The sequence below is a fragment of the Arthrobacter sp. NPDC093128 genome, from assembly GCF_040683875.1.
Classification (GTDB): Bacteria; Actinomycetota; Actinomycetes; order Actinomycetales; family Micrococcaceae; genus Arthrobacter.
This window is the reverse complement of sequence record NZ_JBFBEY010000037.1, coordinates 1-18,862: the sequence shown is the minus strand read 5'-3', so window position 1 is coordinate 18,862 and position 18,862 is coordinate 1. Positions and strand designations below refer to the sequence as shown.

At 60.0% G+C, this 18,862-nt stretch carries 20 protein-coding genes; 5 read left to right on the top strand and 15 right to left on the bottom strand.

Annotation, left to right across the window (positions count from 1 at the left end; translation table 11 throughout):
* Positions 1-544: 544 nt before the first annotated feature.
* From AB0N24_RS25685 to AB0N24_RS25660, 6 genes are all read right to left on the bottom strand, one after another.
* Positions 545-1,822 carry an alkene reductase gene (locus AB0N24_RS25685; RefSeq protein ID WP_364130914.1) on the bottom strand — a complete coding sequence of 426 codons (1,278 nt, stop codon included), beginning with the start codon at positions 1,820-1,822 and terminating at the stop codon, positions 545-547.
* 149 nt (positions 1,823-1,971) lie between these two features.
* A complete protein-coding gene (locus tag AB0N24_RS25680) occupies positions 1,972-2,481 on the bottom strand; it encodes a nuclear transport factor 2 family protein (RefSeq protein WP_364130911.1) in 510 nt (169 codons plus the stop codon).
* Between the two features lie 466 nt (positions 2,482-2,947).
* Complete coding sequence (locus tag AB0N24_RS25675) at positions 2,948-4,069, bottom strand: sugar ABC transporter substrate-binding protein (RefSeq protein ID WP_364130908.1); 1,122 nt, start codon at positions 4,067-4,069, stop codon at positions 2,948-2,950.
* A 56-nt stretch (positions 4,070-4,125) separates the two neighbouring features.
* Complete coding sequence (locus AB0N24_RS25670) at positions 4,126-5,193, bottom strand: ABC transporter permease (protein ID WP_364130905.1); 1,068 nt, start codon at positions 5,191-5,193, stop codon at positions 4,126-4,128.
* Positions 5,194-5,197: 4 nt separating this feature from the next.
* A complete protein-coding gene (locus AB0N24_RS25665) occupies positions 5,198-6,763 on the bottom strand; it encodes a sugar ABC transporter ATP-binding protein (protein ID WP_364130902.1) in 1,566 nt (521 codons plus the stop codon).
* A gap of 139 nt (positions 6,764-6,902) precedes the next feature.
* A complete protein-coding gene (locus tag AB0N24_RS25660) occupies positions 6,903-7,412 on the bottom strand; it encodes a nuclear transport factor 2 family protein (RefSeq protein WP_364130899.1) in 510 nt (169 codons plus the stop codon).
* Between the two features lie 290 nt (positions 7,413-7,702).
* Here AB0N24_RS25660 and AB0N24_RS25655 point away from each other — a divergent pair, with 290 nt between their 5' ends.
* The 3 genes from AB0N24_RS25655 to AB0N24_RS25645 all read left to right on the top strand — a co-directional run bounded on the left by AB0N24_RS25655 (position 7,703) and on the right by AB0N24_RS25645 (position 10,334).
* Complete coding sequence (locus tag AB0N24_RS25655; protein WP_364130896.1) at positions 7,703-8,308, top strand: MarR family transcriptional regulator; 606 nt, start codon at positions 7,703-7,705, stop codon at positions 8,306-8,308.
* 239 nt (positions 8,309-8,547) lie between these two features.
* Positions 8,548-9,633 carry an NADH:flavin oxidoreductase/NADH oxidase gene (locus AB0N24_RS25650; RefSeq protein WP_364130893.1) on the top strand — a complete coding sequence of 362 codons (1,086 nt, stop codon included), beginning with the start codon at positions 8,548-8,550 and terminating at the stop codon, positions 9,631-9,633.
* A 50-nt stretch (positions 9,634-9,683) separates the two neighbouring features.
* Complete coding sequence (locus tag AB0N24_RS25645; RefSeq protein WP_364130890.1) at positions 9,684-10,334, top strand: NAD(P)H-binding protein; 651 nt, start codon at positions 9,684-9,686, stop codon at positions 10,332-10,334.
* A gap of 160 nt (positions 10,335-10,494) precedes the next feature.
* Here the strand turns inward: AB0N24_RS25645 and AB0N24_RS25640 are convergent, their stop codons facing one another.
* Positions 10,495-10,788 carry a hypothetical protein gene (locus AB0N24_RS25640; RefSeq protein ID WP_364130887.1) on the bottom strand — a complete coding sequence of 98 codons (294 nt, stop codon included), beginning with the start codon at positions 10,786-10,788 and terminating at the stop codon, positions 10,495-10,497.
* A gap of 306 nt (positions 10,789-11,094) precedes the next feature.
* Here AB0N24_RS25640 and AB0N24_RS25635 point away from each other — a divergent pair, with 306 nt between their 5' ends.
* Positions 11,095-11,367: a TIR domain-containing protein gene (locus AB0N24_RS25635; protein ID WP_364130884.1), complete on the top strand. Its 273-nt coding sequence runs from the start codon at positions 11,095-11,097 to the stop codon at positions 11,365-11,367.
* A gap of 378 nt (positions 11,368-11,745) precedes the next feature.
* Here the strand turns inward: AB0N24_RS25635 and AB0N24_RS25630 are convergent, their stop codons facing one another.
* Positions 11,746-12,147 carry a helix-turn-helix domain-containing protein gene (locus tag AB0N24_RS25630; RefSeq protein ID WP_364130881.1) on the bottom strand — a complete coding sequence of 134 codons (402 nt, stop codon included), beginning with the start codon at positions 12,145-12,147 and terminating at the stop codon, positions 11,746-11,748.
* 92 nt (positions 12,148-12,239) lie between these two features.
* On the opposite strand from AB0N24_RS25630, the gene AB0N24_RS25625 reads away from it, so the two are divergent.
* Positions 12,240-12,839, top strand: a complete 600-nt coding sequence (locus tag AB0N24_RS25625) for an ester cyclase (protein WP_364130878.1) — start codon at positions 12,240-12,242, stop codon at positions 12,837-12,839.
* 444 nt (positions 12,840-13,283) lie between these two features.
* Here AB0N24_RS25625 and AB0N24_RS25620 read toward each other — a convergent pair whose 3' ends face one another.
* The 7 genes from AB0N24_RS25620 to AB0N24_RS25590 all read right to left on the bottom strand — a co-directional run bounded on the left by AB0N24_RS25620 (position 13,284) and on the right by AB0N24_RS25590 (position 18,588).
* Positions 13,284-13,679 (bottom strand): hypothetical protein, encoded by a 396-nt coding sequence (locus AB0N24_RS25620; protein ID WP_364130875.1) that lies wholly within the window; start codon positions 13,677-13,679, stop codon positions 13,284-13,286.
* A gap of 329 nt (positions 13,680-14,008) precedes the next feature.
* On the bottom strand, positions 14,009-14,338 hold the full coding sequence (locus AB0N24_RS25615) for a hypothetical protein (RefSeq protein ID WP_364130872.1): 330 nt from the start codon (positions 14,336-14,338) through the stop codon (positions 14,009-14,011).
* Between the two features lie 157 nt (positions 14,339-14,495).
* Positions 14,496-14,783 (bottom strand): NAD(P)-binding domain-containing protein, encoded by a 288-nt coding sequence (locus AB0N24_RS25610; RefSeq protein WP_364130869.1) that lies wholly within the window; start codon positions 14,781-14,783, stop codon positions 14,496-14,498.
* Between the two features lie 795 nt (positions 14,784-15,578).
* A complete protein-coding gene (locus tag AB0N24_RS25605) occupies positions 15,579-15,929 on the bottom strand; it encodes an EthD domain-containing protein (RefSeq protein WP_364130866.1) in 351 nt (116 codons plus the stop codon).
* A 62-nt stretch (positions 15,930-15,991) separates the two neighbouring features.
* A complete protein-coding gene (locus AB0N24_RS25600) occupies positions 15,992-16,750 on the bottom strand; it encodes a glucose 1-dehydrogenase (RefSeq protein ID WP_364130863.1) in 759 nt (252 codons plus the stop codon).
* A gap of 47 nt (positions 16,751-16,797) precedes the next feature.
* Positions 16,798-17,838 carry an NADH:flavin oxidoreductase/NADH oxidase gene (locus tag AB0N24_RS25595; RefSeq protein WP_364130860.1) on the bottom strand — a complete coding sequence of 347 codons (1,041 nt, stop codon included), beginning with the start codon at positions 17,836-17,838 and terminating at the stop codon, positions 16,798-16,800.
* Positions 17,839-17,841: 3 nt separating this feature from the next.
* On the bottom strand, positions 17,842-18,588 hold the full coding sequence (locus AB0N24_RS25590; RefSeq protein WP_364130857.1) for an SDR family NAD(P)-dependent oxidoreductase: 747 nt from the start codon (positions 18,586-18,588) through the stop codon (positions 17,842-17,844).
* Positions 18,589-18,862: the final 274 nt, after the last annotated feature.

The following is an 18,862-nucleotide window of genomic DNA, read 5'->3' as shown; positions in this document are numbered from 1 at the left end:
TCGTCTGCGAGCCATTTTCGATGTCATTGGCATTGCATCAATCGGCTGAGTTCCGCTGTTCTTTGCTCACGCCACGCCGTTCACAGGTTCCGTTCAAGTCATGCTTAGACTGCGTTGGAGACCCGGCACCTAGTGGCCGAAGACCGATCAGGGAACCGGCATCGACGTGCACCATATCTAATTTCGGTCTGGCTTCTGAACACGGATCCTCCCACGGCCAGCGTCGAGGTGGACGCACAGAATCTGACCGTCTTCCGTGACCACGTCCGCTTTGCCACGCCATCCGGGAATCGACGGCCCCACGATGACGATTTGGTCCCCCTTCTTCAGCGCGTTCCAGTCACCGACACGCTCAGAGACGGCAGGCGGAAAACCAGGAGATTCTGGGGACCGACTATCGGGCCGTTCCACTGGATTGAGCGGCCTCTTTCTTCTCATGGCTATTCTAAAAGCGTCGTTGGGAACGTGGGTTTTGGTAAACAAGGCTTGAACGAGAGGGCTGCGGGCAGTGGGAGGACCACCGCCCGCAGCAGGGGAACGACGTCTAGGAGACTTCGCGGCTCAGCATTAGCCGAGCGTAGTAGGATCCGCCGTCGATTTGTTCTAATGGATCGCCGCTGTTCAAGGAATCCAATACTTCATCGCGGGACAATTGACCAGTTTCGATCTGCGAATTGAGGCGATCGAAGTATTCTTCGTCGAGACAGCTGGGATAGTCTGTGTACCCGGTTTCGTCACCTCCGTAGTACGTGACGCGATCGGGTTCCCTAATTTCGGCGCCGTTAACATATCGAATTGGCAGATCCGGGTTGGCCATGAAGGCCTTTCCAAAACCGACCAAGTCGGCACCGCCTTCGCTAACCGCACGTTCAGCCGCTTCAAAAGACAAGCCACCAGCGACGATCAGCTTCCCGGAGTAAATCGATCGGAAGTGACTCGTCGGAATCGCATCGTCAGCGGCCTGCACGATTTCTGACCCGCTGATAGTCGGCTCCACAAGGTGAAGATACGCGAGACCATACTTGTCCAGTTCTTTGACAGCCGCCGTGTACACCTCGAACTTGTCACTACTGAACATGTCCCCGTACGTGCTGGACGGTGACAGCCTTACACCAACACGGTCTGCTCCCCAGACTGAAACGACCTCATCCACAACCTGGAGGAGGAACCGAACACGGTTTTCTACCGAACCTCCGTACTCATCCGTCCTGGCGTTGGAGCCCGCGCAAAGGAACTGATCAATCAGGTAACCGCTGGCACCATGTATCTCAACGCCATCGAATCCTGCTTCCTGCGCGTTTCGGGCGGCGGCGCCAAAATCCCTAACTATGTCAGCGATTTCCGAATTTTCCAGGGCGCGGGGCGTCTCGAAGTCCTGCAGGCCCTCTGCCGTGAATATCTGAGCCCTGACCGGTATGGCCGAAGGCGCTACCGGCAAGGCGTTGTCCTTTTGCAGGGACGTGTGGGACTGACGTCCTACATGCCAGAGCTGGAGGAAAATCCGGCTGTTTCTCCGACGAACTTCGGCCGTTGTGAGCCTCCAGCCCTCCACTTGGGCCGGTGAGTAGATGCCGGGGGTCCAAGGGAAGCCGGTTCCTTGCCGGCTGATGGGCGAACCCTCCGTGACCTGCAGGGCGGCGTGTGCCCGCTGAGCGTAGTAGACGGCGTGCATCTCAGTTGGCACGTCCCCCTCTCCCGCTCGGCTCCTGGTCAGTGGCGGCAGAACGAATCGGTTCTTAAGAAGGTAGGGACCCACCATTACGGGGTCCAGAAGACAGCCGGTTGTGACGTCGGCATTCTTTTCGGGCGATGTTACTGTCATGGACTTCCTCCTGTTATTTGGCTTATCTCGGTACTCTCGGGGCACACCCCGCCGAGGTGGTACGGCTTGCTCTTCCAGAGCCATTCGGTTCATTCTGGTCAACGAAGCCCGGTATGACCGAGGACTTGATAACGCGGAAATTGGACCATTTAGAAGGGCCGGTCCAAGCCGTCGAAAATGTGGCTAATGCGCCAGACAGAGTCCTGCTTTGCTAAGTCGAACCGGTAGAAACCAGTGGTCGCAAGCTGAGCCGACTCGTTGATACTGAAAACAGCGAGGTAAGTAACCACCACAGCGCGTTCTACAGTGAGGTCTTCAATGATCACGTTGCTTACTACATGCCGGCGTTGATCATCCTGACTGTCCATGATTCCGGAAAGCCACTCGACGACCGTGTCCCGGCCCGCCTCGGTGTGCACCCCGGCGCCACTGACACTGATGGAGAACTTCGCGTCGTCGGTTAGCAGGCTACGCAGCACGTCGAGGCGTCGCTCGTCATAGGCATAGCTGTAGCGCAGTGCGCTTTCGCGGGCAAGGTCGCGGTCAGCAAGTTCCTGCAGGGTGGTGGGAACAGGGCGGGGATGCCGGAGGGAGAGAAATCCTGCTGAATGCGCCCAGGCCGGAGGACAAGTTTCAGGTACAAGGTTGGTGTCAGTCATTTCGATTCTCCTTCGAGTCTGCTGTCAAATCACCTTCGAGTCAGAACAGGCACCTGTCGTCGAGGGTATGGTTTTGCACACCTCACCACCGAAATTCACAAACACGTTGGCGGGGGTTCGGGGGCCGGGCGGTTATCAGCGCTTCATCTGTCGGGCGACGGCGCCGCATGTCGGCGGGAGAACGGGGCGTCGAAGACGAGCTTGACACGTCCGGGTCCGGTAAGGGTCTTCCCCTGCAGGTATTGCTCGTCGCCGAGTGCTTCGTGGTCCCGCCCGCTTAGCCGGGGAGTGCTAGGAGGCCCGATACCATCTGCGAACCGACCAGGCTCCCCCGGAAATGAGGCCCGCCAGGAGCACCGTTGGGCTGCACAGGTGTCTGCCCGCACCGTGGTGTCTTGCAACGATCCTTCGTTGGGGTGAAGCGAAGATAGACCGGGAAGCGCACCTCCCGGTCCCCCTCAATGGCTCAGCTGCTCGTCTTCCAGAGTTTGGTGTAGGCGGACTTCCAGTCAAGGTCGCCATCCCAAGGGATGGTGGTCACGTTGTCTTTGGAGATGAGTTTCTCCGGGACATAGACCGTCTTGAGATTGTCGGGAAGCTTGCCGGCAAACAGTCTTACCATCTGGTCAACTGCCGCGTAGGACTGCCATTCGATGTTGTAGGCCACGGTCGCCTTGAAGGGCTGATCAGCGGCTTTGATGGCGTCAAGGGCGGCCGGGTCTCCGTTGTGCGAGACTACGGTGAGTTTGCCGTTCTGCGCGGAGCGCTTGATCACGGGCGTGATGGCCAGTGCCACCGGGTCATAGGCCGTCCAGACGGCGTTGGCTGTGGGATTGGCCTGCAGCACTGCCTGGAAATCTGTCGGGACCTGGGTTTGAAGGTTGGCGATCTGGAAATTGACTTCCTTAACCACCTGACAAGAGGGGCAGAGTTCCTTCAGTCCGTCCACGAAGCCTTGGTGCCACTCGACGACAGACTCGAACTCCGGGTCATTGATTGAGATGACTTTAGCCGTGCCTTGGGTCGCAACAGCGATGTGGGCTGCATTCCATCGTCCGGCCATGATGTGGTCCTGAGTCGAGTTGGCATCTGCGAAGTCCCCGGGGGCAGGCTCGTACATATTAACGACTTTGATTCCGGCAGCACGGGCCGCGGCGACGTCGGCTTTGACCACGGCCGGAGGCGTGGCGCCGAGAAAGATGCCGTCAGCCTTGAGCTGGATCGCTGTACGGATCGCTGCCCTCATCTTGTCCGGGTCACCGGCCGGATCGATCATTTGCGATCGCCATCCGAGCGCTTTGGCCGCCTCACCCACGGCATCAACGCCGCGTTTACATCCCTCTGCCGCGTAGGCGCAGGGAATTGTCACAATGAACTTGCTCTTGGCCACATCGACGGTTTCAGTCGGGAAGTCGAACTTGGTCACGGTCGCCTGTGCTTCAGCTAGGACTTTCTGCGCCGCGCTCGTGTCGGCGCTGCCCGAACTGCCTGCGCCACCCGAACCAGTCCCGCCGCAGGCCGTTAGCAACATGGCCACGCTTAGGCCCAGCGCCGCCAGCGCGGCATGCGATCGTTTGGTGTTCTTCATTTAATTGCCTCTCAAATTAGTCATGCGAATAGTTGATGCGGGACTTGTGTTGCCGCCTAGGCGGTTCTTTTCCGCCGGCGTCGTCCGACGAGCACGGAGGCTGAAACGGCTATCATGAGCGCGACGCCATTGAAAATATTGGTCACCCAGGTCTGGGCCCCCATCAGGGTCAGTCCGTTACTGCCAACGGCCAGCAGGACAACGCCTATGACGGTGCCCCAGACGTTGAAGTAGCCGGGCTTGATCGTGGTGGCGCCCAAGAAGGCAGCGGCGTAGGCCGGCAACAGGAATTCCGGGCCCAGCGACGGTGCCGCGGTCCCGCCACGCGAAGCGACCAGCGCTCCCGCCAGTGCTGCCAGGATCCCGGCCGCGATGAATGAAGCGGCAAGGTACCTGTCGACCCTGACACCACTGAGACGGGCGGCGTCACGGCCCATTCCGGTAGCCCGCAGGTAACGCCCGAAGGGTGTCTTCTCCAGCACGTAGTAGAGGCCGATGGCCAGGACGATGGCGTAGGCCAAAACGATCTGCAGGTCAAAGACCTTCGTCACGGTCAGGGCGCTGAACGCGTCCGATTGCAGCACCAGCAAAGAACTGCCGGTGACGAGCAGGTTCAGGCCTGAAAGGATCGTCGCGGAGGCAAGGGTGGCGATGAACGCGTTGACCTTGATTAGGACAACCAGCACAGCATTGACGGTGCCAACCAACGCCCCGACCAACACGCAAACCAGTATGACGACAGGCAAGGGCGCGCCCGCATTGGAAACGGAAATGGCTGTGATGGCGCTGAAGCCGAGTGTCGCGCCAAGCGAGAGATCAAACTCGCCGGCCGCAAGCGGAAGTATGGCGGCAAGTGCGAGGATGACCGGTATGGACTGGTCAGAGAGTATTGCTTTGGCGTTGTCCATGGAAGGGAAAGTAGCTGGCAGCAAGATCGAGAAGGCGATAACCATCACGACCAGAAAGACAATGACTCCGTAGGAGGTTGCCAGGGACCCGACGTCCAGTTTGCGCTTCGGCGGCACCTGTGTGCCCTGTGGAGATTTTGTTGTCGTGCTCATGATGTCCTTCTGAGGATGCGGGGGCGTCGATTCGACGGTGGGGTGGAACTCCGTGGTTTTCATTCGTTCATGCTGCCTTTTCGGTCCGTGCGCAGAGCAGCGCCAGATGTTCTTCGTTGATCTCATCGCCTTCGGCGGTGGCGACTACTCTCCCCCGGTCCAGAATCACCACGCGGTCGCACAGGCCGACGAACTCCTCAAAGTCGGTGGAAGCCAAGACGACAGCCAGTCCGTCTGCAGCGAGTTTGCGAACAATATTGGCGATTTCCTGCTTCGCGAGGGCATCAACCCCTTGGGTGGGTTCGTCCAGAAGCAACACAACACCGCCGTATCCGGCCGCCCTTGCCACAACAACCTTTTGCTGATTGCCCCCTGAGAGCAGCCCAATGATCCGTGACAGGTCATTGGGCTTGACACTGAACCGGTCCATGAGGTCGCTAGCACCGGTCGTTTCCTTCTTCCCCCGGAGCGTGCCGTTCGCAGTGAAGGAACGCAGCCGTCCCAAGGTGATGTTTTCTTTCACCGTCATCGGCAGAACAATGCCCTCACGTCGGCGCTCTTGAGGGACGCAAGCAATTCCGGCGACGATCGCATCAGCGGGTGTGTTGGGTGAATACGACTCGCCCTGAAGGAGCATGGTCCCCGCCGCCGGCGCCTGGGCGCCGGCCAGGACCCGGATCAGCTCGCTCCGGCCGCATCCCACAAGGCCTGCCACCCCGACTATCTCCCCGGAGCGGACGTGGAAATCCACCTCGCGCAACCTGGGGCCGGATATGCCCTGAGCCGAGAGCACGACACTCCCCTCACGCTCGGACGAGCGTGGAATGCGCGCCTTCTCCAGCCGCTTACCCACAACACGGGTCACGATGTCATCAACGCTCAGATCTGCGGTGGGCTCATCGGCCACCAACTTTCCGTCCCGCAGGATTACGAGCTGGTCAGCGATGCGCTTGACTTCCTCTGTCCGGTGGCTGACATAAATCACCGTCCCGCCATTTGCCTTCAGCTCCTCGAGGGAAGTCAGTATCGTATCGACCTCACTCGCCGGCAACGACGCCGTGGGTTCATCCAGCACCACAACATTGCGGGCAAAGGCCTTCAGCCCGGCCTCTTCCTCGTCCTGGAATGCCCGGGCCAATCCGATCATTGTCCGGAGCGTGGGATTCAGCTCGCCTACCAACGTCGAGGGATGCTTCGACACGCCGAACTTGGCCAGCGTCGCAGCGACATGCTCGTATTGCATGCGATGATTAATCGGTCCCAGGACACCCGGTGCGCGGAACCTGTCTACAAAAGCGAAGTTGTCCGCTATTGACAGGCTGTCCACCAAACCAACGTCCTGGTGCAGGAAACGCAACCCGCGCCGGTGGGCCGTCTCAGGCGTCAACGGGAGCGAAACCTCCTCGTCCCCCACGACAAGACCGGCGCCAGGATCCGGCTGATATACCCCTGCAAGAACTTTGATCAAGGTTGATTTACCAGAGCCGTTCATCCCCAAGAGAGCGGTAATCTTTCCCCGCGGCACAGAAAAAGAAACATCATCCAGGGCCTTCTGCCCGGCAAAAGTCTTGGACAGGCGCTCGATCCGCAGCGCGTCGGCCGCCGAGCCCGGCGGGAAAGAAATCGTATCCATTGGGTACCTTTCACGGCTCACTAACAAATTTTGGGTGCACCGAAGCCAGCTCGGTCGAACCAGAGGCGCGTATTCCGAACGCCAAATATCGTCCGGAATGACAGGCGTGCAGCAGAATCACTTCAGTACCTCGAAGCCGCTAGAACGGTGTATCAAAGCCACCGAACATGTAGCTGATGAGCCACGCGCCGGAAGCATCCTTGATGAGCTTGACCCGATAGAAACCCGTTGTCACAACCTTGACCTGACCACTGCTGGCAGAGGTCAGCAGTAGATACGCAATGACCTCAGCGGACTCCCGGTTCTGGGCGGCGAACACATGGTTGGTCATGTTATGCCGGCGTTGGTCAGGCTGGTTTGCCATGTGATCCTGAAGCCAGGACGAGATCGAATCCCGCCCCCTGATTGGCTCGATCGCGAATTCACCCGCGACTGAACCCTCCCAAACCGCGTCCTCGGTAAACGAATTCCCCAACGCGACCACCTGTCGCTCGTCGTATGCCCAGGAATAGCGGCCCATCGCGTCAAGGATCGCCAAGCGATCAGCAAGCTGAAATTCATCCACCCCGGTCGGCACATCAGCCACGGGCACAAAATCATTCGAACGCCCCCACGACGGAACAGGGGTCTGTACTTCAGTAGTCATCATTGACCTCACTTTCCAGGCAGTGCGCACCGGACTGAGACCAGTGCAACGCTGCACAACTAACAAAGTAGTAAAAGTCTTTACTTCTTCTATAGAGAGGACTCTAGACCACCAAAGCAGATCTCGCTAGAGGCAATTTGTTCTGCTTGTCGGGCAAGGCGCTGACTCCAGTCAGGACCGCACGCACAGAGACAGCGCCAACCGCCTAGGTAGACTTGAATCCGTCAAATGTTTGACCATCAAGAGTCTGTCGTCGATGCTAGACGGAACCAGCAAGCACCGAATGGAGCAAGATGAAGACGTCTTCAACCGACCCAGCAACCGAGGCGAAGCCCGAGGTTGGTCCCGCTGAAGTTCCGGGCCAGGCCGAAGTTCCGGACGTTTCCCACCGGGACTTTTTGTCGTTCTCGGACGTCGCCATAAAGGTGACTCAGCGTCGACTGCCCAGCGTGGATCCCGGCGCCATGGAGATGGTGCTCTTGCTACACCGCGTGACCAATGCACTTGTTTATGACCTGGAGTCGACTGTCCATCGGCCCGCTGGCTGGAGTTGGGGAGCCTTCCGGCTCCTGTTTACGGTATGGGTGTCCGGATCACTCGAATCGAAGAAAGCCGCCAAGCTCGCAGGCATGAGCCGGGCCGCTGTTTCCAGCTTGACCAACACCCTCGAAGCGTCCGGACTGATGGCCAGAACTCCAGACCCGACTGACCGCCGCGGGGTGCTCTTGAAGCTGACGCCGGCGGGCAAGCAGTCCTTCGAGAAGGCATTCCTCCACCACAATGCCCGGGAGCGGGAGTGGGCCTCGCCGTTCACTCCGGACGAATTGCAGACATTCATCTACCTACTGGAGAAGCTGAACACCGCTGGCCAGCAGGCCTGGGTGAGCCACCGGGACTAAACTAGTAAAAGGCTTGACAATATACGCCCGAATGTCTCTAATGGAATGTAGCCATCACAGGGATCTGCGCCTCAGCAACGCGGTAGTGCGTGTTTACACCAAACGGGGCAGGTGCTGAATGGTCAGCTATCAACCAGCTGCCCCAACACTGGCCAGCAGGCCTGAGCGGCGGTTGATGCCTCCATACTCGATGGGCGTCCGCAAGGGAACGTCAGCCCCTCAACGAAGAGAGAAATTTCGTGCCGAATTCAGCTTTGTTCCGGCCCCTGACCATCAGGGAAACCACCATTCGTAACCGTATCTGGGTCTCTCCGATGTGCCAGTACTCCGTCGACGAACACGACGGGATCCCCCATGACTGGCATCTCGTCAACCTTGGCCAGACCGCGGCCGGCGGAGCCGGATTGATCTTTGCCGAAGCCACCGCCGTCAGCCCCGAAGGGCGCATCACCAGCGAAGACACCGGGATCTGGAACGATAAACAACGCGACGCCTGGACCCGAATCGTGAAGTTCATCCATTCCCAGGGCGCATCCGCCGGCATCCAGATATCCCACGCGGGACGAAAAGCCTCAGATTACAAACTCTTCACCGAGAAATGCGGCACTACCAAACCAGAGTCAGAGGGCGGATGGCGGACCTTTGCCCCCTCGCCGGTCGCCTACCCAGGATTCGACATACCCACCGAACTCGACGTAGCCGGAATCGACAAAGTCGTTGAAGACTTCGCCAGCGCCGCCCTGCGCTCCAAGGAGGCGGGCTTCAATGTCATCGAAATCCACGCCGCGCACGGCTACCTGATCCACCAGTTCCTCTCCCCCCTGAGCAACCTCCGCACCGACGAATACGGCGGCAGCCTGGAAAACCGTGCCCGCCTCCTACTACGAATCGTCAAGGAGGTACGCGAACGGATCGGCGAGGGCCTCGCCCTGTTCGTCCGATTCTCCGGAACCGACTGGACCGCGGGCGGCTGGGACGAAAGCCAGAACGCCAAGGTAGCCGCCTGGGCCAAAGACGCCGGCGCGGACTTCTTCGACATCTCCAGCGGCGGAATCCTGAACGGAATCTTCATCTCCGTGGAACCCGGTTACCAGGTCCAACTCGGCGAGCACATCAGCAAACACGGTGACGTTCCCGTCAACGCCGTTGGACTGATCACCACCTCATCCCAAGCAGAGGCAATCGTAGCTTCGGGACGCGCCGACGCGGTTATGCTCGGCCGAGAAATGATAAGGGACCCCCACTTCGCGCTCCGCGCCGCCCACGAACTCGGCGAAGAAATCGACTACTGGACGCGCCAATACAAAGGCGCAACCTACCACTAACGCTTGTCATCGCACGATCCATGACATCCCCAACAGAGAAGAGTCCACCTATGTCCAACGCAGTCGTTTTCGGGGCAACCGGCTATGCCGGAAGCCACATCCTTCATGAGCTTGTCTCCAGAGGTTTCTCCGTCACTGCCATTTCTCGGAGCACGCCAGACAAAAGCTCGGCGGAATCCGGCGTGCAATGGAAAAGCGGATCCATCCACAGCGCGCCCCTGGTCAACGAAGTAGCCAACGGTGCCGATGTAATCGTCGCAGCTGTGCCGTCCAGAAGCGACGACGGCGAGAGCCTCGCCGCATCCGTTCCGCACCTCCTAGAAGCTGCGGAAAGGGCCGGCGCGAGGCTTGCCGTCGTCGGCGGCGCGGGTACTCTCCTGGTCGCCACCGGCGAAGGAACATTGGTTGAACAACCCACGTTCCCCGAAGCGTTCAAGCCAAATGCCACCGCACACGCAGCGGCCCTTGAGGCGCTGCGTTCGAACACAAGCACGGCGCAGTGGTTCTATCTGAGCCCCCCTGCTCAATTTGGTGCGGCCTTTGAGGGTCCACGCCTGGGCGGTTACAAGACGGGCAAGGACACGGTACTCACAAATTCTGACGGAAAGTCGACGATTTCCGGGGCCGACTACGCGCTGGCCTTTGTCGATGAAATCAGCACCCCCAAGCACGAGAATGAGCGATTCACGGTGGCGTCCTAAGGGCTCAAACCAATGAGTCCACTCGCAGATCACCAATAGATATGGAGGCGGCCCCGGACATTGAAGTCCAGGGCCGCCCCTCTTATTTTCAGACCCATGCACTCCGCTTATTTGTGGGCGCCGGCGCACTTTGGCGGTTTTCTGTGGGCGCTCTTTGTCATTAGTTGCCGATGACCAGGATGCTCGCGGCAGCCTCGATGACGTCGTCGGTGAATGGTTTCGAGCTGGTTGATTTTCGGGAGGCCCGTCCTGGGCAATCCCTCGCGCAGGCCGGGCCACGTCGCCTTGTCGTCGGGTGCGCGGTTCCATCGACCATGGCAAGATCAAACGTGATCAAAGCACAACTCGCACAGTTCTTGATCACCAGCAGGGCGTGCACGGGAGCCAGGGAAAATTTCGACATGGCCACCATCAAATCATGTATTGTAAGGGCGAGCGAGCAGACCGGCTGCATCCGCCAATCCTTGAACTCGTTTGGTTGAGTGAAGTGATACGGGTTCTGTAAATATCTCCACCGGCTCGCATGCCGAAGGTTGCGGTTCTAAATTTCAGTAGTCGTCTGCACAGGCCCTCTGCGTCCGGAGGGTGGGCTCACCGTCATCATCGGTTGCCGTATAGATCCGTCGCGCGATTTCTCTGGTTAGCAGACGGTCCTTACCTCTGATGTCGTCAACGTCAATCGCATCGATGTCGAACCGTTCAAGGTCAGTGCCCATACGCCGGCTCATCCAGGAGCGCGTGTCCCTGTGTTCCACGTCTCATGACAGAGGACGACCTCGGACGGCTCAACGAGGATGGCGAGCACGATCGGCCGCGCGCAAGGCAGAACGTGGTCCTGGAACTTGGCTACGCGATGGGAACCCTCGGCAGACGAAGAGTCGCGATCCTCCACGAGGATGGACTTGACCTTCCCTCCGATATCTCAGGTGTCGCGTACTACCCACTCGATGCTGCCGGGGCTTGGAAGTCGCGCATCCTCGGTGAGCTCAAAGCTGCTGGCATCACAGTCGACGCCGACGCATTGCTTGGTTGAGGAAGACCCGACTTAGGAAGGTCATCGAGAGGCGCCGCAAGTGGTCAATTCGGAACCCGCGCCAGCGCGTGCGCGCTAGGCGTCGGGGGGTGCGTCATCCGGCTCGAGGTCATCCTTGTCGTCCACCACGACTCCCGGACACGCTCACCGAACACCATGGTGTTGACCTGTCCGTTCGTCCAGAACAGAAGGGCCTCCGGACCGGCTTTGTCGCGCAGCGGCAGGGTGAGTGGGAAACGCATCGCGAATGGCCGGATCGGCCGGATGTGCCAGGGCGGGGGCCGTCTACAAGAAGACCTGGATGGGCCGGAATCGATCGGCCCTCGTGGGGTTTATGGTCGGCGAAGCGCAACAGGCCCGGCGTTCAGGGGCGACGCATCAAACGACTCGGCGACTTGCTGCATGGGTGTCGAACTGCTCGCGCGCCTGTTCGACGTCGCGCATATTGGTTTCTGACCAGTTGACGAGGCTGGCGAAGATGGGTCCCAGGCTGCGTTCCAGATCGCTGATCTCGTACTCCACACGCGGGGGAACTTCGGCATGGTAGGTCCGCACCACGAGCCCGTCGCGCTCCAGTTGCCGCAGTCGCTGCGTCAAGACTTTGGGCGAGATAGTGGTGATTCGCCGCTGCAGCTCCATAAATCGTTGCCGTCCGTACTCGTGGAGCGTCCATAGGATCGGTGCAGTCCAGCGGCTAAACACCATGTCAACCACCGCATCAATAGGGCAGGCGTCCTCGGGGCGCACCTCCGGACTGACGCGTTTTGTGTCGGCGATCATGGCCCTGCGCTTTCTCCTAGGTAACTACTGTCATAAGGATAGTAGCATCCCAAGTAGTAGTGACGATCAAACATTCACCCCGAAGGAGACCAATGTCCGAACCAACAACGATCCAGGCTGGCGCTGCCGTAAGCATGCTCGGAATCACCGCCGTGCAAGCAGGCGCGACTCCCGCCGAGGGATCGGACGACGTGTACCGAATGATCATGGGCAATCCGGCCGAGACCGGTCAGGGGCAGCCGCTCCCCGCGAACCTGACCCCCGAGGAATACGCAAACCTGAAGACGTTCGACGAGGCGGACTTCGAGGTCTTCAGCAACCAACGGTGGGAACGCTTCGGGGAGAGTCACGCACCCGACGTCCGCGTGCACTGGCCCGATGGCCACCACACCGACGGGCTGGACCAGCACATCGAGGACTCGAAGGGGCTCTTCGTCTGGGCGCCCGACCTCAAGGTCGTTTCCCACCCGCTCCGGGTGGCAAAGAACAACCTGGTCGCGGTCGTCGGCACGTTCACGGGCACCTTCAGTGAGCCCATGCCAGACGGGAACGGAGGCTTCATCCCGCCAACGGGCAAGTCCTTCGCGATGAACATGCTCACCGTCGGGGTCTTCAACCGGCAAGGAACCATGAATGAGGAATACGTATTCTGGGACCAGTATTCGTTCAGCCAACAGATCGGCCTGGCCTGACCCAGCGCGTCTGCCGGCGCTCGAAGTCGCGCCGGCAGACGCTCCCTTGAGGGTTGCAGCCTGGTGCGATTAAAGTTGATCGGACGCCACGTTGCGATTCTCAGGAGGTTTCGAAGTCCAAAGTGGAGAGACGAATGGTCGTGCCATTCACTGACCGACTTTGCGAATGTCTCCAGGAAGACGCGGCTCCGGAACGTGACCTCAGGTGATTGCAGCCCCGAACTATGAGCACGGGCGATCGCCTTCAAGTTGAGTGAGCGCGCCAAGTGCATGTCCTCGAAGGCTGCGGCCGTAGTAGTGATCTCTTGCCCGGCCCCATCCTTGGGTAACTTGATGAATGACTTCAGCGCCGAATAGGCCCGTCACGAACAATGGAACAGGATCCGGCGCTAACGTTTTGTGGCTTTGTTCAGGACTGAGGACCAACGTTCGGAAAAGTCACGCTTACCTGGACACGGTCGGGGCCGGTGCGACAGTGCGGACGTGCGGCGGGTAGGTCAGTTCGTTGTGGTTGGGCGTTCGTCTCTCACATGGGCCAGGAGCATGCAGGCCTAGTTCGATGTCGGGGGTTGCGAGGACACGGTCGAGGGTTCGTGTTTCAAGGTAGTCAGCCAGTTCCTGAACGGACGTGTTGAGTTGCCGCAACTGGATGAGGTTGCTATCGAGGGTCTCAAGCCCTGTGCGCTGTTGGGCGGTGAGATTGCTCTGGGCTGCCCAGCGGGTTGCGGTGTCCTCGAACAGGTCAAGGTCCCCGGCCTGTTCGGTGTAGACCCGGCGAATTCCGGCCACATCACTGTCGGTGAGGACATGTGGCTTCTCGCGGGATTCTTCCAGGTTCATCTACGCGAACGAACCCAGCTGTGACCTCCTATTTCAGATGTGACTTGCTGCGGAGATCGACGCTCTTCTCGCGGTGGCAAAATGTCGCGATCTGGTAGGGAGCCCAAAAACTGTCAGAGGCAAGGCTTGCGCCACGTCAACAACCGAGAGCACTTCACTCACCGCATCAATCTGGCGGAACTACCCCGCAGGTCGGCGTAGATAGGGGCGGCGGCCAGACGGTCCGCGCGGCGGGCGCCCAGATGCACGCCACCCCTGTTCCCCGGCTTCGGCGAGATGATGCGTCTCCTCGGCTCGGGAGACAGGCCCGAGGGTCCGGCTTGGAGCGGTCAGGGATGAGCAGGGTCGGCCACGAGGACTCCTCGCCAGTCAGAGGACGTCCCACCCACGCGACCGGTGCGAGTAGTAGCATCGGTCAGGTCGCGGACCCGGTCGGCGGTTACCCTCACAGTGGGAGCCGTGTGGAGCCACTCCTCGAACTCTTCCGCCTTAACGCTTGCGGGGGCTGAGGTGGCGTAGGGAAGCATGTTGACGGGAGTCCCGGCCTCGTGGCGCCAGCCGTTGGTCAGGGGGCCGATGTCGAGGGTGTCGTAGCCGATCGCGTGCACGAACCGGGCTACCTGGGTCTTGGCGTCCTGGTCGTCACCTGTGATCGCCACGGTGCTGCGCTCAGGAGAATCGGCAGGGCGAGCAGCCCGGGGTAGGCGGACGGAATCGAGATTGTTGAGGGCCTTTACGACGTGGGCGCCGGGGACGTGGGCCTGAACGAGTTCGCTACTGGTCGTCGATCGGTCGTCAAGCTCGGGGAGGGGCCGTCTAGCTCGGAGTAATAATTCGTCGTGTCGACGACTGTTTTGCCGATGAGCGCTTCGGCGGGCAGCTTGTCAGGTGCTTGAACTGCACCGCGACTACGATGAGATCTCCTTTTCGAGCAGCCTCGGCCGGGGTGGCCGCTCGTGCCCGGGGCCCCAGATCGGCGACGAGATCCGCGAGGGTCGCTGGTCCCCGGGAGTTGCTGATGATGACGTCATAGCCGGCCTGTGCCGATAGTCGGGCCAGTGCGCTGCCGATCGCGCCGCTGCCGATGAAGCCGATAGTGCTCATGAACTCTCTCCTCCGAAGGTGCAGGTCACAGGTCGCGGTAGTGCTTGACCTCGGAGAGGGCTGCTGCAAGCTGGCCGCGAGAGACAGGGTATCCAGGGCCGGGGTTGAAATCGCCACCGAGGGCGACCGCTTTCCAACTCTCGCCCAGGTAGGGGCGGGTGTATGCGGGCAGGTCACGCTGGAAACGCCACCCCTCGGCCAGGGGGCCGACGTCGAGCGCGTCGTATCCCCGAAGGACCTAATGTGCGCACGCTCCCCCACCCGGACCGCAGCGAGCTCCGACTGGACGCCATACTCGCCGCGCTCCCTGACCCGGTGCGTCGGTCGGTGACACGCCGATTATCTGAGTGTGTGGGCGACCGCGCCTGTCTTTATTTCGATCTCCCGGTCGCGAAGTCCACGGCAACCCACCATTTCCGGGTGCTGCGTGAGGCTGGTGTGATCTGGCAGAAGTACCGGGGTACTTCGATCTTCAACTCTCTTCGCCAAGATGATCTCGAGTCCCGTTTCCGGGTCTTCTCGCAGCGATCTTCGATGCCAGCCGCGCCGAGGCACCAGCCCTGCCTGCTGACGAGAGCCAGACAGTACATGACATTTCGGCCACGGCTTCGGCGTAGAGAGACGGATTGCCCCGGGCCTGCTTCGCCACGCTTCATTAGCTTCGACCGCCCCAGACATCCACGTGCGGAATGCCACCACCATCAACTTGTCAGACCCCCTGCCGAGGAAAGAGACGGCGGGAGGTCCATGCCTCCCGCCCCTCGTCAAGGCCAGTATGGTGCCGGTCTTATCCAGTCACCGGACTGCTCCACCGTATACATGGGCATCCTCAACTGGAAGAGTCACAACTGTGGGCCAGTCGATGAACCCTCCCGTGTCCTCATTCAACGCAATCCACTCTGGCGATGTGAAGGCCGCCCGGGCATCAGCGTCGCTGGCAAAGCTATATTCCGACACGGCGTCGTAGACAGGTCCGATTTCCTCCATAAGGGGAGCGCCGTCGTGGCGTACCGGCTGTTGCCGGTAGGACACTAGGCCCGGGACCCGAGATGCCAACTCGAAGTGAGTCGTCAAGTAGTGCTCCCTGAACTGCTCCAGAGTCAATCCAGGTTTCCGCCGAGTCAAGAAAACCACCGTAAATGCCATTCCAGGTCCTTCCATTTCCTGTAAAAGGTAGGCTGCCCCGTCACCGGCCGGCAGCCCGCTTCTTAGTTTGCCGTTCGCCCGCCGTCGATGAGCAGATCCGTTCCGGTGACGAACGAAGATTCGTCGCTGGCTAGAAAGAGCGCACCGTAGGCGATTTCCCGTGGCTTGCCGGCGCGCCCCAGGGGCGTCCGCACAATATCGGGGTGCTGATTTCCAAACTCCTCCAGGACCGCCTTGGTCATGGGCGTGTCGATCAGGCCCGGAAGGATCGAATTGACTCGGATATTGTCCTTGGCGAACTCGACGGCTGCCGTTTTGGTCAGGAGTCGGACAGCCCCTTTAGTGCCCGTATAGGCAGCGCAGTCCCCGCTCCCAACCACTCCGTAAATAGAGGACAGGTTGATGATCGACCCTCCTTGCCCGCTCCGCCGCATCAGCGCGACCGAATGTTTCATACCCAGCCATGTTCCCGTCTGATTGACAGACAGGATCCAGTTCCATTCGTCAAGTTCAGAGGATTCAATCCCGGCCAGGCTGATGACACCCCCATTGTTGACGAGAACGTCAAGGCGTCCGAAACGCTCATCGATTGCTGCGATGGCGGCCTCCCAGGCGTCCTCCTTGGAAATATCGAGCACCAGCGGCAAAGCCTCGCCGCCGTCGGCCTGAATTTCATCAGCAAGGGCATCCACGCGCTCCTTGGAAATATCCGCGATTACTACCTTGGCGCCTTCCTCGGCGAAAAGTTTGACCTCTTCCGATCCCTGACCGCCCGTTGCGCCGGTGATAAGAGCGACCTTGCCCTCAAGTCTTCCTGACATTGATACTCCTGAATGCTAATTGTGTTGTTTGATCTGCAAAGCGCGGACTAGAAACCGCGTTGGTAAGGTCCGGTTGCCCGGGCGTAGGTAGGTATCGGTAGGTCCAACTCGGCTCCTGCAGCCTTCGCCGCGTTGAGCGTCCAGAACGGATCGCGCAGGAGCGCCCGGCCCAGGAAAACAAGGTCGGCACTTCCGGACGAGATGACCATTTCAGCGACCTCCGGCGTGCTGATGGAGCCCACGGCACCCGTCGGGATTCCGCATGCTTCCCGGATCCGGCGTGAATATTTGGCCTGGTACCCGGGGTAGATACTGCCGGAATAGCCGGGCGTAATGTTGCCGCTGGACGCATCGACAAGATCGACGCCAAGGCTGATGAACTGCTTGACCAGATCGTCGGTCTCTTCCAGCGTAATTCCGCCCTCGACACCGTCTTCAGCAGAGACCCGTACCATGACGGGCTTATCCTCTGGCCAGACTGCACGGACGGCAGCGACAACGTCGAGTGCCAACTTCGCCCTGCCGGCCGCGGATCCGCCGTACTCATCCGCCCTTTGATTGGCGATCGGGGAAAGGAACTCATGGAGAAGGTACCCATGTCCTGCATGAATCTCAAGGCAATCAAAACCCGCCTGGTCGGCACGGACCGCAGCATCGCGGTATGAGCTGACGATCTCCTGCAGCTCATCGACCGAAAGTGCGTGGGGGACGGGAAACTCGCCGTAAGCGAGGCTGGACGGACCCACAGTGGTGCCCTGCGACGCAGACTTACGGCCGGCATGTGCAAGCTGGACGCCTATCTGCGTTCCGCAGTCGTGCGCAAAGCCTGTCAGGCGGCGCATTCCTTCAATTTGGCCATCTGTCCAGAGACCCAGATCCTGGCGACTGATGCGGCCACGCGGCTCAACGGCGACGACCTCGGTCATCACAAGACCCACCCCGCCAAGGATCCGTGCGCCGTAGTGGACGAAGTGCCGATCAGTCACGATACCGTCATCCCCCGCCATGTACATGAGCATCGGCGACATGGCGACCCGGTTCTTGAGAGTCATTCCACGCAGCGTGAACGGTTCAAAGAGTTTGCTCATCTGCTACCACATGGCCAATCCACCAGTTACGGGCAAGCTCGCCCCAGTGATACTGCGCGCCCGTTCGGACGCCAAGAAAGCAACGGCCTCGCCAATATCCTCCGCGGTCTGGCCGCGGCGAAGCGGGATTTTCTCTTCCTGCATGGTCCACTGCTCAGGCGGAAGCGCCTCCCACATGGGAGTCTTGACCACGCCGGGGCAAACCGCGTTGACGTTGACCCCGTAGGGTCCGAGCTCCAGCGCGAGGGTCTGAGTAATCCCGACGACCGAGAACTTAGAGGCGTTATAGGGGGCGTAATCTACGATCGCCTGCTTCCCCACAAAGGAGGCTACATTGACGATCTTGCCTGATTTTTGTGCCTGGAAGTGCTTGCCCGCCGTCTGGCATGCAAAAAACAGGGCCTTGCTGTTGATGTCATTTATGAAGTCCCAGTCCTTCTCGGTGACTTCATCAAATGGCTTCTGCATCGCTACGCCTGCGTTGTTCACCAGTATGTCCAGCTTGCCGAAGCGGGCTATGGCCTTCTCTTGCACCTGTTCCGTAGATTCAAGGTCCGCTACGTTCTGCTGAACAGCCAGCGCGGCCCCGCCTGCGGCTTCGATTTCATCAGCAGTGGACTTGGCCCTGGCCTCATCAATGTCTGTGACGACGACTTTTGCGCCATGCGCTGCAAGCGTGAGGGCGATACCTCGCCCGATGCCCTGTCCGGCGCCGGTGACAATTGCTACTTGGTCTTGGAGATCTTTCATGTCCTGACTTCCTCGTCTGGAGTAGATGGGGACTGGTTGCTCTAGCGACGGTATCTCCGGCCATGGGAAATAGTCAAGGCTTTTACAACCTTGACAGGCCTCCGGGCATCATGCAGTATTTTCATATACGATTTCGTACTCGATGAGGAGTAATACTTGGAACAGGTCACCGACCACACCCTGGCCGCGGCCCGCAAGGTCATCGCGGTGCACATCAACTACCCCAGCCGGGCAGCCCAGCGCGGCCGCACCCCGGAACAGCCCTCCTACTTCC

Bases quoted from the DNA above. Each gene is read 5' to 3' on its own strand.
- AB0N24_RS25680 (WP_364130911.1), bottom strand. From the start codon at position 2,481: ATGACTGACACCAACCTTGTACCTGAAACTTGTCCTCCGGCCTGGGCG.
- AB0N24_RS25600 (WP_364130863.1), bottom strand. From the start codon at position 16,750: ATGTCAGGAAGACTTGAGGGCAAGGTCGCTCTTATCACCGGCGCAACG.
- AB0N24_RS25675 (WP_364130908.1), bottom strand. From the start codon at position 4,069: ATGAAGAACACCAAACGATCGCATGCCGCGCTGGCGGCGCTGGGCCTA.
- AB0N24_RS25605 (WP_364130866.1), bottom strand. From the start codon at position 15,929: ATGGCATTTACGGTGGTTTTCTTGACTCGGCGGAAACCTGGATTGACT.
- AB0N24_RS25635 (WP_364130884.1), top strand. From the start codon at position 11,095: ATGACAGAGGACGACCTCGGACGGCTCAACGAGGATGGCGAGCACGAT.
- AB0N24_RS25655 (WP_364130896.1), top strand. From the start codon at position 7,703: ATGAAGACGTCTTCAACCGACCCAGCAACCGAGGCGAAGCCCGAGGTT.
- AB0N24_RS25670 (WP_364130905.1), bottom strand. From the start codon at position 5,193: ATGAAAACCACGGAGTTCCACCCCACCGTCGAATCGACGCCCCCGCAT.
- AB0N24_RS25620 (WP_364130875.1), bottom strand. From the start codon at position 13,679: ATGAACCTGGAAGAATCCCGCGAGAAGCCACATGTCCTCACCGACAGT.
- AB0N24_RS25590 (WP_364130857.1), bottom strand. From the start codon at position 18,588: ATGAAAGATCTCCAAGACCAAGTAGCAATTGTCACCGGCGCCGGACAG.
- AB0N24_RS25660 (WP_364130899.1), bottom strand. From the start codon at position 7,412: ATGATGACTACTGAAGTACAGACCCCTGTTCCGTCGTGGGGGCGTTCG.
- AB0N24_RS25685 (WP_364130914.1), bottom strand. From the start codon at position 1,822: ATGACAGTAACATCGCCCGAAAAGAATGCCGACGTCACAACCGGCTGT.
- AB0N24_RS25640 (WP_364130887.1), bottom strand. From the start codon at position 10,788: ATGCAGCCGGTCTGCTCGCTCGCCCTTACAATACATGATTTGATGGTG.
- AB0N24_RS25610 (WP_364130869.1), bottom strand. From the start codon at position 14,783: ATGAGCACTATCGGCTTCATCGGCAGCGGCGCGATCGGCAGCGCACTG.
- AB0N24_RS25630 (WP_364130881.1), bottom strand. From the start codon at position 12,147: ATGATCGCCGACACAAAACGCGTCAGTCCGGAGGTGCGCCCCGAGGAC.
- AB0N24_RS25645 (WP_364130890.1), top strand. From the start codon at position 9,684: ATGTCCAACGCAGTCGTTTTCGGGGCAACCGGCTATGCCGGAAGCCAC.
- AB0N24_RS25625 (WP_364130878.1), top strand. From the start codon at position 12,240: ATGTCCGAACCAACAACGATCCAGGCTGGCGCTGCCGTAAGCATGCTC.
- AB0N24_RS25595 (WP_364130860.1), bottom strand. From the start codon at position 17,838: ATGAGCAAACTCTTTGAACCGTTCACGCTGCGTGGAATGACTCTCAAG.
- AB0N24_RS25665 (WP_364130902.1), bottom strand. From the start codon at position 6,763: ATGGATACGATTTCTTTCCCGCCGGGCTCGGCGGCCGACGCGCTGCGG.